We start from the raw sequence: 12551 nt of genomic DNA, 5'->3' as shown, positions 1-12551 counted from the left end.
GTCAGGAGCCGTGCCCGTTGTGGGTCACTGATCTCACCGAGCATCGCACTCCTTGAATTTCAGTGGTGGGATGTTCCGTGATGTCTGTGACCCAGAGTTCGTTGAGCCCGAGGAGGTGGAACTTGCGGTTGACCAGGTCACCGTCGGTGGCCACGCCTTTGAGGCGTTTGACCCGGGTTGGTCCTGGTAAGCCTCCCAGTCTTGCGCGGCTTATCAGAATCCAGACGAACCGGCTGGAGCAAGTGATCCCCATTCCGAGCGCGAGCTCGGCATGGATACGTCGGTAACCGTAGGTGCCCCTGGATGCGATGTGGACCTCGCCGATCATCGAAGACCTTCGAGGACTTCTTCCGGTTGAGTCACGAGTCATCGTTGGGAGGTGTCATCGGGGTCTCAGAGGGTTCCAGGGGAACGAAGCTGACATGGTTTCACTGGTACACCAGCAAAGACGCGCTCTTGGATCAGCGATCCGCCACTAGCGCGCGGTCATACGTCGCCTGGAGGTTCACCCAGAAGCGCTCAGAGAGATCGAAGCGCTGGGCGAGCAGCGAGGCCACCTCCGCGGTGATGTCTTGGACGCCCTGGGTGATCGAGGTGAACTGCGCCGGGTTGAGACCGAGCTCCTGTGCCACCTGTTCTGGTGCCAGACCGAGGGGCTCGATGAACTCTTCCAGGAGGATCACCCCGGGGTGGATGAGAGGCGTTGAGGGTTCCACGGCAGTTTTTTTTCGGGCTGTGGGCATCGTCGTAGCGCTGCGCCCCCTCGAACTCAGCGCGGTTGGGGAGCTTCATCTTGGCTAGACGCAGCACGGGGCCAGGGGTGGTATGTCCCAGCTCCTCATCCAGCGCGACAGTGACCTGGGCATCCAGGATTTTTCGCTGCAGGATTCTCAGCCCCTCCACCCGAGGAATCTTTGGACCGTACTGCGCATGTGCCAGGTCGAGCTCGGTGGGGACTCTCATCTCGGACAGCTGCCGCACCGTGTCCGAGGTGGGCTGGTCCAGGTGCTCATTCAGAGAGACGGTGATCCGCGCGTTGAGGATGTGCCGGCGCAGCTGACTCATAGCCAGCCACCGGTCGGTGGGGTTCGCCGGATTGCTCATCGACTCAGTATCGCGCGGAGGGATCATTGGAGTGAAGAGGGAGCGTCGGCACAGTCTCAGGGGGCTTCTAGGGGGCCAGGACACACGGATGTTGACGGGGTTTCAGGGTTTCGCTGGGATGTTAGCCGGAACACGGGCCTCAGGTCAGCGATCTGTCGTCAGCGCGAGGTACTACGTCGCATGGAGATTTGTCCAGGACTGCTGCGAGAACAGCCGGGCCACCTCATTGGTGATGTTTTGGGCACGCTGAGTGATCGAGGTGAACTGCGCCGGGTTGAGACCGAGCTTCTCGTGCCACCTGTTCCGGAGCCAGTCCGAGAGGCCCAATGAATTTTTCCAAAAGGACCACCCCGCGGTGGACGGTGAACACCCCGTTCAAAGTTCCGGCATGAGTTAAAACGCAACCCAAGTTGATCGTCTATCGATCTCGTCTGACTCTTGGGCCAAGATCTGCTCCGGTAACGTCAGACGAAGAGCGCCCGGAAGGGAGGTCTCGCTTCCTGGTCCGGGCGTTCGGTACGACCCGAGAGCGCCGGCGCTCAATGTTAGAACCCTTCAGTGCCGGCCAGTTCTGCCATCAGGGTCGAGTAGCTCCTCATGCTGGTGAAACCTGGGCAGAGGTTCGGATCATCGTAGTCAGCGGTGCCGCTGTCCACCGTGGTAGTGCTGCCCATGCCCGCCGGCGGGATGTTAGAGCTGTCCACCTTCACGAAGAGCGCGCAGACGCCCAGTGCGGAGACCGCCAGCTCGGAATTCTCTGCGACTTCGACGATCAGGATGCGCGGGCCCATGAACGAGGAGTTAAGCACCCATTCGTGCACCAAAGCATCAGAGGTCGCCGTCGGATCAGCAGAGTGCAATGCGACCGTCACGCCGTTGGCGGGGTCGTGCTGATCCTCGGCCTTGAACCGGTTCTTCGTCAGCTTCAGGCCCAGCGAATCCGTCAGTGCGCGCGACTGCATCGCACGCAGCACCGGATCCTCACCGAAGACGATGATCGTGGCACCACCGACCGAGCGGACCTTCTTGTCGAGGTCCACTGCGAGGTGATCGGTGTCGTAGTTGGGACCATAGGCCCTGATTTCATGGTCGTTCATCACGGGGTTGCTCCTGCTCTTCTCGGAGGTGATCGGCATGCGTGCCACGTCTGCAAGCGATGGATGGGGAGCAAGCGCTTCTCCTGGCGATTTCAGGCCTCGGCGGCATCAAAGGGACGATAGGCTCCACAAAGCTCAGGGCGGGTCACAGAGACGAGCACCTTCGAAATATCGTTGGGCTTGTTCGTTCATCGGTTCGATCCGTCCGTCGCGGGAGAACTGGAAGAGTGCCCTATCGACCTGGTCACCCCACTCTGCGGCGGCGCGTGTGTACCCGGCTGCGGAGAAGAACATCCAATGCGTGGCGCTCTCCCCGGCAGCCGCCCCGCGTAGACCTTGCAATGCTGGCCGGCCAGTGGGTCGCCCCTCCAGCTTGACCTGAGCCACTATCTTGCCCAAAACGGATGATTTACCCACGATGTCGATACCGCTATCTCCCGTGGTCACAGTGACAGAGACGTCGTCCCAGCCCATCCACTCGATCCATTCAGCAGCCAACACTTCGGCCTCGCGGGCAGTGTTCACGAAGCGCGCGTCCGGCTCTCGTCGCTGAGGTCTCCTTATGGTGCTCGCAGCGTTGAAGTCATTGATAATCTTCGCGGCCTGCTCGCCGTCAGTAACGGACAGTTTTACTGCGATACACGGGTAGGAGCGCCCGCCGTGTGTGAACCATCGATTCATCTCCGAAGTCTCACTCGAGGCGTCAGAGAGGTACAAACAGTAGTACATTTCGTCATCCAGGGTCTCAGGTTCGAAGACCGAAACACTCGCGGACAGCCGTGAGTTGATGAGTGCTTCTTCCAGCGTGCTGTGTTCTAGTTCGATTCTGATGGTGCCGTTCTTGAAGGCGATCACAGAACCTCGTGCGCCAGATCGGGGCTCTTGTCCGTGCTCCTCGACCCCGCTGATAAGGCCAGTCACGCCGATGAGCCGCGGTGGGGCATCCTGTGGAACCAGTGCGGTCAGCGTGCCTAAGGTGATGACCATGCTGAAGACGAACGTCGCCAGGGCGATCAGGAATGCCCATCCTGACGTGAGTCCCTGGTCTAGATGCAGATAGCCGCCAAGGCGGAGACTGCCAGCTGCTGCGATCACGCCGATCAATACGGATACCCCGCACCCAAGGCACGACCAGTAAGAATCCGATGTCGGTCCTTGGACATGCGAGTTTTCTTGTTCAGCTGACATCCTGTCGTGCTCCTGAGTCAAGAGAGGGCAACGAAGTAATCGTCGCAGAGAAGCCTACGAAGAAGTCCAGGGGACTATTGGGCAAACTACTCAGTGAACCGGCGGTACACAACAGGGGGCAGGCCAATTGCGTGTGATGAAGCAGTTGCGATGATCAACCTAAATGGGTAGCCGCCGATGACTAACGGGTCGGGGCAAACTCAAGTCTGCCGACTTAGACAGACTGACGGTTGCGCAGGGAGCGCTTCCTAAGAACCCTGGGACTTCTTCACCTCATCCGCGTGTTCGATCTCGCAGAAGCCGTAGCTCTAGCAAATGGCCCGATCTGAACCGCGCCACCAGGAATAGAGGCATGGCCTCAATGGAACTTTCATGGAAGACGTGTTCTTGATGCACCGAGGTCAGGGTCGCGCACCACGCGATTCCCTGCCCATAGAGCGATTGACCGCGTCACTCGGGCTAACCTTGCGAGAAACGAAACTGCCGAACGTGGCCTCATGCGAGGTCGGCGGCGGCGACTCGCGAAACTAGGGCGACCGTGATTTTGCCGCGTTGCTATCGAAGCTATGTTCGATAGATACTGAGGCTCCCATGCGTATCGAACAGATCCAGAGTCTCGATGAGACCGACGTAGCTCGGGGCCTCTTGCGGGCTCCCGAGTCCGTGGCTGCTGGCTATCCGTCCCCGGCCCAGGACTACCAGACAGCTCCGATCAACCTCTCTGAGTACCTCATCCGAGATCTCAACAGCACCTTCCTTGTCCGGGCCTCGGGTGACTCGATGGAAGGTGCCGGGATCAGTGACGGTGATGAACTGATCGTGGATCGCTCGCTGACCGCGGGAGACATGTCCGTGGTGGTCGCTATTCTCGACGGTGAAATGACCGTGAAGCGGCTGAGGCTTGTCAATGGGGGAGTGGTGCTCCAAGCGGAGAACCCTTCCTACCCCCCCCCCCCCCCGATTGAGGTTCAGGAGCTCTCTGAACTCGAGATCTGGGGAGTCGTCATCAAGTGCATCCACAACGTGTAGCCGGCCCTACTGATCTCGACGGCCGGGACTTCATTGGCCTCATTGATGTGAACAGCTTCTACGTCTCGGCCGAGCGGGTCTTTGACCCGAAACTCCGGGACCGGCCCGTAGTGGTGCTCTCAAACAACGACGGTTGCTGCGTCGCGCTCAGCAAAGAAGCCAAAGCACTGGGCATCCCGATGGGGGAGCCGTGGTTCAAGCTCGCAGCCTCGGCCGAACGGCTGAACCTGGTGGCGAAGTCCTCGAACTACGAGCTCTACGGCCAAATGTCGGATCGTTTTATCTCGGTCCTGCAGGACTGCGCGCCGGAGGTGGCGCAGTACTCGATCGATGAGGCGTTCGTGAAGGTCCGCGGCACTATGTCTGAGCTTCTGAGCTGGGCGAAGATGGTGAAGAACCGTCTCTGGAAGCACCTGGGTCTGCCGGTGTGCGTGGGATCGGGCGCACCAAGGTCTTGGCCAAGCTCAGCAACCGTGCAGCCAAGAACCTCGACCATCTAGGTGGGGTGTGTGTCTGGGAATCCGTGCCCGAGCGGCATCGAGAGCAGCTGCTCTCCAACCTCCCAGTCGATGAGGTCTGGGGAATCGCCGGTCGCATGGCGAAGCGGTTCAACGCAATGGGCATCGAGACGATCCAACAATTGCGCGACGCCGATCCGGTGATGATTCGGGACCGGTTCAGCATCGTGATGATGCGCCTGGTCTTGGAGCTGCGTGGAGTGCCGTGTCTGCCCTTTGAGGAAGCCACAGAGATCAAGGATCAACTGATCTTCTCCCGGTCCTTCTCTGAGCCGGTGACTACTCGGGCCACGATGGAGCAGGTGCTCGGAATCTATGCGCAGCGTGCCTCGGCTCGGCTGCAGAAGCATCATCGTCAGGCCAAGGTCGTGACGGTTTGGGCGATGACGAGCCATTTCAATGCTGATGGCGCGCACGGGCCGTCTGTCACGGTCAAGTTGCCCAGTGCCACGGCTGACCCAGTGGTGTTGACGCGAGCGGTGAAAGCGATTCTGCCGAAGATCCACGAGGGGGTGCGCTATGCCCGTGCTGGGGTGGTCGTGACAGATCTTCGAAAGACTGGGTTGGAACCGACCTTTGACGTGTTTGCGGACGCGCACGAGGATCGAGGGATCGGGCCATTGATCGAGTCAATCCGGTCGAAGCTCGATCAACCGGCTATCGGCCTCGGCGCGGCGGGGTTAAAGACTGGTCCTGGGTGGGAGATGCGTCGAGAGATGCGAAGCCCTCGATATACAACGCATTGGGACGAGCTGCCAGTCGTGCGCGCAGTCTAAGCACCACCCCCGGAGGCGCACTTGAGTAGGACCCGGGAACTGGGCCAATGACCTCCCGGGAGGTGAAGGACCTGGACACGTTGGATCTACCGCCGGCCGAGTGGGCGGCAAAGCGCTGACATACACCCCCTCCTGCCCACGGGGAGGACCGGCTGGCGTATTCCAGATGGGCAGTATGTCTCTCCGTCTGGTTCTAGCGCTTCTTGGCGTTGCGGTAGGCCTCGACGATGTCTCGATGCAGTCGACCTCGTGCGGAAACCTGGTGACCGTTCTTGACCGCCCACTCGCGAATCAGGCGAGCCTCATTCTGCGGTGACGGCGGCGCAATGGCCCGACCTTTCCGGATGTACTTCTTCAGCGTCTCTCGCAGCTCCTTGGCGTGTTCGTCACTGAGGTCAATCTCGTAGAACCGAGCATCCAGACCGAAGGTCACGGTCTCCTTCGCCTCACTGCCGTCGAGGTCGTCCACAAGAACCACTTCTACCTTCTGTGCCATCTCTAATGCCTTACTGTCTAAGCGAGGATTAGGCATCATTCGCGTCGTCCATCGCATCGGCTTCTGCAGGGAACGGTCCTGCAGAAGGTGTCGCTTACTGCAAGTACTACTGAAAAATAAAAGCTACAGGGCGGGACTTGAAGATAGCTGGTAGAGACTTCGCCCCGATGTGTAGAGCCGTCCGGCCTGCCGCGGGCTGGCTAGCACCAGGGGGCTCAACGGGGAGGAACCGGTAGCCGAACTTAGGTCATGGCGTTGAGCATCGAAGAGCGCGTTCGCCCGACGGGCCTGGACTCGTTCAGTTGCGGTGACGGGCTTGGCCCGCCTTCGGAGCAGGGATGACGCGCATACTTAAAAACCCGGCACGCCACCGCACGGGATCCCCCATAGGCCGGGGGCATCTGCAAATTTGTCCGCGCGACGTCGTACTAAGAGGCAATGGCGAGCCCAGCTTCACGGCGGGACGGTCCAAGTACTCGCGGAGTCCCGTGCTGTCCAGGGCGTGGACCTCGAGGCGCTGGTGATTATGGGACGGAACCAGCACCTGCGTTGAACGAAAACATGAGGTTAGAGAAGCGAGGCGAGACGTTCGTCCGCTACCGTTACGAACTCTTCCGTCTGCTCTCCGTCCGGTGCTCCGAATACCTCCATTACCGCGATGAGGCTTAGAGTGTTGGCTTGCCGCCACGTGATCATGTCCATGGTCATGTCGACCATCTCGCTCTCGACATCGATACGGACGGCGAGGGTTCCATCGCCGAAGGAGGGAAATGAGACGGGGGTGGGACGAAACGTTAGCGGCCCGTCTTCAGTCTCTTCAGTCCACTCGTCGCAGGTGTTGAATGCCTCGGTGAATGCCTCGAGTCCTCGTTCAGCGTCATCGTCGTCGAACACTGCGACCGTGTGGCTTAGCAGAGGACCGAAATCACCGGCGGAGAAATCGGCACTTGCTGTATCGACGGCTCCAAAGTCCTCCAGCAGTTCGAGTTCACACAGCGCGGCATCGTCATCTGTGTCATCTGAGGACTCGTCTGGGTCCTTTGTCCAGCCCGTGGGCATGTCGTCCAAGGTGAGCAGCGCCGCCTCGACGTCCAGGTCCCCAGACCCAACTTCGGCGTCCGGGGAGTTCTCCGACTCGCCGTTAGGAGCTTCTGAAGCGGCAGGGTCTATGGTCCGGGCGCGATCCTCACTGTCGCCCCCGCAGGCTCCCAGCACGAGCGTGAGAGACGCCAGACCAGCAATAAGTGCATTCCTGCGCATGCTTTCCTCATTTCCACTGAGTGTTTACCCTCACACCCTACCGTCGCTGCTCTGGGGCGACGGGCTTAGTAAATATTGAACTAGAGTTCAGCCATGCAGCGGCACGTGGAGATGCCCAACCGGCTGCGAATCAGGGCAGTAATGGCCTGGTTCTGGCTTCGCAACACCTGATGATGAGCCGGACGGAGAGTCGGACCAGTTCCCCAGGACCTACGTGGAGAAGCTCCGGGATGAGAATGCGAAGTACCGGCAGCGGGCGCAAGGGGCGGACGAGCTAGCGCATGAGCTGCACACGTGCCGCGTGGAGGCCACTGGGCGGCTCGCGGACCCTACGGACCTGGAGTTCTCCGAAGAGCACCTGGACGACCCGCAGAAGCTCACAGCAGCCATCGAAGAACTGCTGAACAGGAAGTCACACCTCGCGATGCGTAAACCGTTAGGCAATATCGGTCAAGGAGTCATGTCCCAGGGCACAGGTAATGTGGATCTTGCCGGTCTTCTACGAGCTGGCACGAAGTAACCTGAACTGCTTTGACCGAGAGGGAAAGACCGATGAAAACCCAAATTACCGCACTGTCCACCGTCGCATTATTAGCACTGACGGCGTGTGGAGGCGACGCAGACGAGTCATCGCAGGAGCCGGAAGACACCGTCACGGTCACTGCCGAGCCAGAGGACGCAGGCACTGAAGCCCAAGAGGACCGGATCGCCGAGCTTGAGGCGCAGGTAGAGCAGCTCGAGGCCGAGCTAGATGGAACTGACAGTGAAGAAGCCTTCGAGGAGCCTGCCTCAGAGGTTGAAGACGAGGGCGACAACGGAGATGCTTCAGACTTCGGGACGCGCGAAGACCCTCTGCCGATGGGTGAAGTTGTTGGCAACGACGACTGGGAGGTGACCCTCAACAGTTTCGAGCGTAACCAGGATGGCGCCATTTCAGCCGAAAATCAGTTCAACGATCCGGCACCTGATGGCAGCTCTTATGCGCTCGCCAACGTCTCTTACACGTATCTGGGCGAGGGCTCGACGGAGTTGTTTATGGACACCGGCTTCGCGTATGTCACTGAGTCCGGTGAAGCCGTATTGTCCTCGGACTACTCTGCGGTCACACCTGACGAACTGGACGTTTTCCAGGAGTTGTTTAACGGCGGCACTGCGACGGGCAACCTCGCCATCGTCGTTCCAGAAGGTGACACTGGCGATGCGCGTATTCAGTTCGGGTCAGATGAGGCGTGGTTTGCCACCGAATGACTGACTCAAATAGGTCGCACCGGGCGTTTAAGTAGCCCTTGGGGTGCCATAATGAGAATTTGTCGCATTATGTGTCATGAGGAGTGGGCCGGGCCTGGTGTCCGGCCCTCTCACTTGTGTCCTGGCGACCCGAGGATGTAATGGAGTTGAAGGGAAGGCACTGAGCTTCCGCCAGTCCGTCCCGAGAACAAGGAGTAGGCTCTCGATGACCATCCCATCACCGCGGTTCGCGCTGCTACCTGATTCAGCCGATTCGCGGCTACTGGTCGACCTGACCAGTCATGCCAACGACCTTTCGGAGGCGGCAAACGCGCTGAAGGGCGCAGTCAACGTCGGCCAAGGCTCCGAACTATGGGAACCCCTGACCTCACATGCGGTCACTGCTTATATTCGTCCGTTCACCACGTCCAACGTTCGGGCGCGCCTCGATCAGATGTCTGAGATTCCATCCGTACCGCCCGAGTTGCAATCGGTGCACGACACCATCCGGAAGTACCGCAACACTACCGTTGCTCACTCCCAATCTGACTTGGTCATGCCCCTGTCGCTCGTTATCCTCAATGACTCGGGCCAGGGCGTCGACGTCAGGGGGCTAACACTTAGCCATCCGATGCCCCTCGCATTCGCGGAACATTTCGCCGCCTTGATCGTTGCGATGCAGGACATCGTCGATCAAGCAACACAGCTGGTTCTGGAGCGACTGCGATCGTGGCTGCGGACTCAGACTCCGGACGCGATCCGGGGTTGGCGACGGCCCGAAGTCGCTTTTGCCGAAGACGCGGAGTTCAGTGCTACCCGCAGAAGGAGACGGGACCCGCACTTCACGTTCTATGCGCACACTGAACCGATCCCAGACGACGAGCACCGCGATGTGTGACAACGAGGCTCAAAGCGAGGCGTCGAAGGTCTGAAAACTCTCGTTGTCTAACTGACCACACCTGGTCAGACCCCCTCCTCCAAGACTCTGATTCACAGCTCTAGGATCTCCATGAACTGGCGTCTGGGGGGTCTAGTGATGTCTAGGGCGCTCTACTGCTCAGCGACGGAACCATCGCCGGTAAGGCGTAGAACAGCTTTCATCTCTTCGCTCCCCAGCTGAAGTTGACCTTCGTTCCGATTCGCCTGCAGAAACGACTCAAGGTCACCCACAAGGGTTGGTTTTGAGGCCAGCATAGAGTTGAGCGCGTGCTCGACTTGCGTGGGTGTGAGCATTTGGATGGCGCCAGCCATCTCAGACGGAAAGCTGGCATCTTCTACGTGAGCTTGAGCAAGGAGTCGAATCTTCACATCGGCGAAGTGCTGGGCGACGAGTGCCTCGATGAAGGGCTGTCGTGCTTCAGTGCTGGTCATGGTGGCCTCGTAGACTCCGAGGGCGTCGCTCACCACGTTCGTTGGGTCGAGGTGTGTAGCCAGAGCGAAAGTTGTTGACTCTTCTGACGCGTCTTGTTGTCGTAGTCTGCGTTGCGCCCTGCGCTCCAGCCATCGCTCCCGCTTTCCGATGAAGTACGGGATGACGTGCTCGGACCAGAGTCGCTGTATGCGCGGCTTGGCCCACTCCGTTGCCTTGAGGACAGCCAACATAAGTAGGAGCCCAAGAGCTTCTTCGAGGTCCTCCTGCTCGCGGGTTTTCTGGCGGGGGGTTTCCGTGTGTTCGGCGAATGGAGTGAACTCGGGGTCTGAGGGCGGTGAGCTCTCACCTTGCCCCTGGTCCTTAAGCCGGATTTCGACGTGCTCGGGGCCCCCGCTGGAAGAATTCGGCGTGAATCCACGACTCCATCCTTCAGTCTTCTTCGAGTCCGCCAGGCGTGCATCCCTGCGCATTCGAATGATTGCCTCGACGTCCTCATAGTCAGCTTCGTTCGCCACGATCATTCTCCTATCTGGGCCACGGCGGACTGCAGTGCACCGCAGGACCGACGCAACTCAATCCTCACACTGGCCACATGCACCATTCGCGGACATCTCTAAGTAGTGGATCTCACATATGGCACGAGGCTTCTCGGCGGGGGTTCTTTTCAGCGACCGCGCCTTCACGACCTGAGGTGTGAGGGTCGCTGCGCCCCCATCGGCGGGCAGGTCGTCTGCGTACGCCTTGTAGCAGAGAAGGCGGTGTTGAGCAGCGAGATCCTCGACGTTGGTACCGAGATCACTCGGAACAGATTTCGGCGCTTTAGAGTAGCCATCACCAATCGTCCCGTCCTGACGAACACACAGGGCGGTCAGTGGTGGTTGGCCGGAGTCAGCTGCACGCTGGGCCACGCTCTCGAGCAACGTTCCGCTCCAGTTCGTGATCAACCTCTTGGTTCGGATTCCTGAGCGCTCCTGAACGGCCTCGGTGATTTCCAAGTAAGTAATCGTTCGGTTGTACTCGCTAGCCACTTCGGTAAGAATCTTGTGGGCGATAGGGACCCATTCCGCCAAAGCGTCAGCGAACTTGGCCCTGGCCCCATCTGCTGCGAAGTAGGTTCCATGTGTGTCCGTCATGGTTAGGATCCTATCGGCGCGGCAGGCAGTCCCGATGTCTTTGAGCCAGTGCTGTAGCGACGTTTGTGCGGTGAATTTTCACATCTGACAAACTTGCTCCATGGCGGACCTGAAGCTCTTTAAAATCTCCGACGGCACTGTCTCGGAGTTGCCCTCACGAGCAGCTGTGCTCGAAAAGCACCTTCAGCAACTAATCGAGAACAACATGGAGGCAATGTTTGGGGTTCGCTTCCTGGCCAGTGAGCACTCAACAGGGAAAATTCACAGGGGCCGAATCGACTCACTGGGTTTGGACGAGAACAACTCTCCCGTCATTTTCGAGTACAAGCGCAGCACCAACGAGAACGTCATCAACCAGGGACTGTTCTATTTGGACTGGCTGGTCGATCACCGCGGAGACTTCGAGAAGATCGTCGCTCAGAGACTCGGGGCTGATGCGTCGGCCCAGGTGGACTGGGAAGCGCCCCGGTTGATCTGCGTGGCCAACGACTTCACCCGCTACGACGAGTACGCAGTCCGGCAGATTGACCGCAACGTGGAACTGGTTCGCTACCGAGACTTCAACTCCGATCTGATCAGCATCGAATTGGTGACGACCACATCAACCGAGCAGACGGCCACAGCGCACAAGGCCATCCCCACGGTTACCAAGACCGTCGCGGGACGGGGAAGCAGCGTATCTGACCTACTGAGCAGGGCGTCCCCGGACATCCAATCGCTCTACGAAAAGTACGAGGCATATGCGTTGAGCCTGGGAGAAGATGTCGTGAAAAACATTCGGCACAACTACTTCGCCTTCCGGCGGATCAAGAACTTCGCGTGTGTGGAGGTCCACCCCAGTAGTGGCAACTTGTTGATCTACCTTAAAGTCGATCCTCAAAGCGTGGAACTCACGGAAGGATTCACTCGCGACGTTAGAAGCATCGGGCACTTCGGCACAGGTGACCTGGAGCTGCGCGTTACTCTGGCGACGCCGTGGGAGACGGTAGAAGCGCTGACCTTGCGTTCCTATGAGACCAGCTGACAACTCCCGACCCGATGGAATTGTTGCCGACGGTCTGTCGAGGACAGCGAACGTAGCGAGAAGAGCGCCGGTTCGGTCAGGAGATCCCGTCGTCAATTCCGGAGGTCTCACACTCTCACCGTGGCGCTCTTCCGTTGGGTGCCCGGACAGGGGCTTTAGTCAGGTCCGGCTATGGCTACCTGGGATGACAAATAGATCGGACCCTTCGGGTTTGCCGCACCGATGGCTGACATTCTGATGTGCCCGAGGCTGGGTTAAGCGGATGTCGCTATGCACCAGCAAGATGAGGCGGCGCCGGATGCCCGTGTCGACGCTTCTTGGCGTTGC

14 protein-coding genes and 1 pseudogene are annotated in these 12551 nt (G+C 59.4%); 7 read left to right on the top strand and 8 right to left on the bottom strand.

Annotated elements, in window-relative coordinates; translation table 11 throughout:
- Window positions 1–58: 58 nt before the first annotated feature.
- The 4 genes and pseudogenes from LTI14_RS02205 to LTI14_RS02190 form a co-directional block, all read right to left on the bottom strand.
- Window positions 59–325 (bottom strand): annotated as a pseudogene (locus LTI14_RS02205) (IS3 family transposase); the annotation flags it as partial.
- A gap of 136 nt (window positions 326–461) precedes the next feature.
- A complete protein-coding gene (locus LTI14_RS02200) occupies window positions 462–716 on the bottom strand; it encodes a HigA family addiction module antitoxin (protein WP_241475685.1) in 255 nt (84 codons plus the stop codon).
- Window positions 717–1649: 933 nt separating this feature from the next.
- Window positions 1650–2201, bottom strand: coding sequence for a hypothetical protein (locus LTI14_RS02195; RefSeq protein ID WP_241475684.1), 552 nt, complete (start codon window positions 2199–2201; stop codon window positions 1650–1652).
- Between the two features lie 135 nt (window positions 2202–2336).
- The gene (locus LTI14_RS02190) at window positions 2337–3389 is read right to left on the bottom strand and encodes a restriction endonuclease (RefSeq protein ID WP_241475683.1); all 1053 of its coding nucleotides are present in this window, start codon (window positions 3387–3389) and stop codon (window positions 2337–2339) included.
- Window positions 3390–3980: 591 nt separating this feature from the next.
- Here LTI14_RS02190 and LTI14_RS02185 point away from each other — a divergent pair.
- Genes LTI14_RS02185 through LTI14_RS02180 form a run of 3 tightly spaced genes read left to right on the top strand, consistent with a single transcriptional unit; the run spans window position 3981 to window position 5712 of the window.
- Window positions 3981–4418, top strand: coding sequence for a LexA family protein (locus LTI14_RS02185; protein ID WP_241475682.1), 438 nt, complete (start codon window positions 3981–3983; stop codon window positions 4416–4418).
- A complete protein-coding gene (locus LTI14_RS13310; RefSeq protein WP_446740367.1) occupies window positions 4400–4918 on the top strand; it encodes a Y-family DNA polymerase in 519 nt (172 codons plus the stop codon). Before LTI14_RS02185 ends, LTI14_RS13310 begins: the two co-directional genes overlap by 19 nt.
- Complete coding sequence (locus LTI14_RS02180; protein WP_446740366.1) at window positions 4873–5712, top strand: DinB/UmuC family translesion DNA polymerase; 840 nt, start codon at window positions 4873–4875, stop codon at window positions 5710–5712. The genes LTI14_RS13310 and LTI14_RS02180 overlap by 46 nt, the downstream gene beginning before the upstream one ends.
- Before the next feature lie 193 nt (window positions 5713–5905).
- On the opposite strand, the gene LTI14_RS02175 is transcribed toward LTI14_RS02180, so the two are convergent.
- Window positions 5906–6208 carry a histone-like nucleoid-structuring protein Lsr2 gene (locus tag LTI14_RS02175; protein ID WP_241475681.1) on the bottom strand — a complete coding sequence of 101 codons (303 nt, stop codon included), beginning with the start codon at window positions 6206–6208 and terminating at the stop codon, window positions 5906–5908.
- Between the two features lie 567 nt (window positions 6209–6775).
- Window positions 6776–7468 carry a hypothetical protein gene (locus LTI14_RS02170; RefSeq protein WP_241475680.1) on the bottom strand — a complete coding sequence of 231 codons (693 nt, stop codon included), beginning with the start codon at window positions 7466–7468 and terminating at the stop codon, window positions 6776–6778.
- Between the two features lie 214 nt (window positions 7469–7682).
- On the opposite strand from LTI14_RS02170, the gene LTI14_RS02165 reads away from it, so the two are divergent.
- From LTI14_RS02165 to LTI14_RS02155, 3 genes are all read left to right on the top strand, one after another.
- Window positions 7683–7988, top strand: a complete 306-nt coding sequence (locus LTI14_RS02165) for a hypothetical protein (RefSeq protein WP_241475679.1) — start codon at window positions 7683–7685, stop codon at window positions 7986–7988.
- A 32-nt stretch (window positions 7989–8020) separates the two neighbouring features.
- Window positions 8021–8716 (top strand): hypothetical protein, encoded by a 696-nt coding sequence (locus LTI14_RS02160; protein ID WP_241475678.1) that lies wholly within the window; start codon window positions 8021–8023, stop codon window positions 8714–8716.
- 205 nt (window positions 8717–8921) lie between these two features.
- Complete coding sequence (locus tag LTI14_RS02155) at window positions 8922–9593, top strand: hypothetical protein (RefSeq protein ID WP_241475677.1); 672 nt, start codon at window positions 8922–8924, stop codon at window positions 9591–9593.
- A gap of 152 nt (window positions 9594–9745) precedes the next feature.
- Here LTI14_RS02155 and LTI14_RS02150 read toward each other — a convergent pair whose 3' ends face one another.
- Complete coding sequence (locus LTI14_RS02150; RefSeq protein ID WP_241475676.1) at window positions 9746–10582, bottom strand: hypothetical protein; 837 nt, start codon at window positions 10580–10582, stop codon at window positions 9746–9748.
- Between the two features lie 57 nt (window positions 10583–10639).
- Window positions 10640–11200: a hypothetical protein gene (locus LTI14_RS02145; protein ID WP_241475675.1), complete on the bottom strand. Its 561-nt coding sequence runs from the start codon at window positions 11198–11200 to the stop codon at window positions 10640–10642.
- 100 nt (window positions 11201–11300) lie between these two features.
- Here LTI14_RS02145 and LTI14_RS02140 point away from each other — a divergent pair, with 100 nt between their 5' ends.
- Window positions 11301–12224 carry a DUF5655 domain-containing protein gene (locus tag LTI14_RS02140; RefSeq protein WP_241475674.1) on the top strand — a complete coding sequence of 308 codons (924 nt, stop codon included), beginning with the start codon at window positions 11301–11303 and terminating at the stop codon, window positions 12222–12224.
- Window positions 12225–12551: the final 327 nt, after the last annotated feature.

The sequence above is a fragment of the Nesterenkonia sp. YGD6 genome, assembly GCF_022565895.1.
GTDB lineage: Bacteria > Actinomycetota > Actinomycetes > Actinomycetales > Micrococcaceae > Nesterenkonia.
The sequence above is the reverse complement of the archived record's forward strand: the minus strand, read 5'-3'. Positions and strand labels throughout refer to the sequence as shown.

Coding starts and splice junctions, on each gene's coding strand:
- LTI14_RS02160 (WP_241475678.1), top strand. CDS start 8,021: ATGAAAACCCAAATTACCGCACTGTCCACCGTCGCATTATTAGCACTG.
- LTI14_RS02195 (WP_241475684.1), bottom strand. CDS start 2,201: ATGAACGACCATGAAATCAGGGCCTATGGTCCCAACTACGACACCGAT.
- LTI14_RS02190 (WP_241475683.1), bottom strand. CDS start 3,389: ATGTCAGCTGAACAAGAAAACTCGCATGTCCAAGGACCGACATCGGAT.
- LTI14_RS02155 (WP_241475677.1), top strand. CDS start 8,922: ATGACCATCCCATCACCGCGGTTCGCGCTGCTACCTGATTCAGCCGAT.
- LTI14_RS02175 (WP_241475681.1), bottom strand. CDS start 6,208: ATGGCACAGAAGGTAGAAGTGGTTCTTGTGGACGACCTCGACGGCAGT.
- LTI14_RS02185 (WP_241475682.1), top strand. CDS start 3,981: ATGCGTATCGAACAGATCCAGAGTCTCGATGAGACCGACGTAGCTCGG.
- LTI14_RS02145 (WP_241475675.1), bottom strand. CDS start 11,200: ATGACGGACACACATGGAACCTACTTCGCAGCAGATGGGGCCAGGGCC.
- LTI14_RS02170 (WP_241475680.1), bottom strand. CDS start 7,468: ATGCGCAGGAATGCACTTATTGCTGGTCTGGCGTCTCTCACGCTCGTG.
- LTI14_RS02140 (WP_241475674.1), top strand. CDS start 11,301: ATGGCGGACCTGAAGCTCTTTAAAATCTCCGACGGCACTGTCTCGGAG.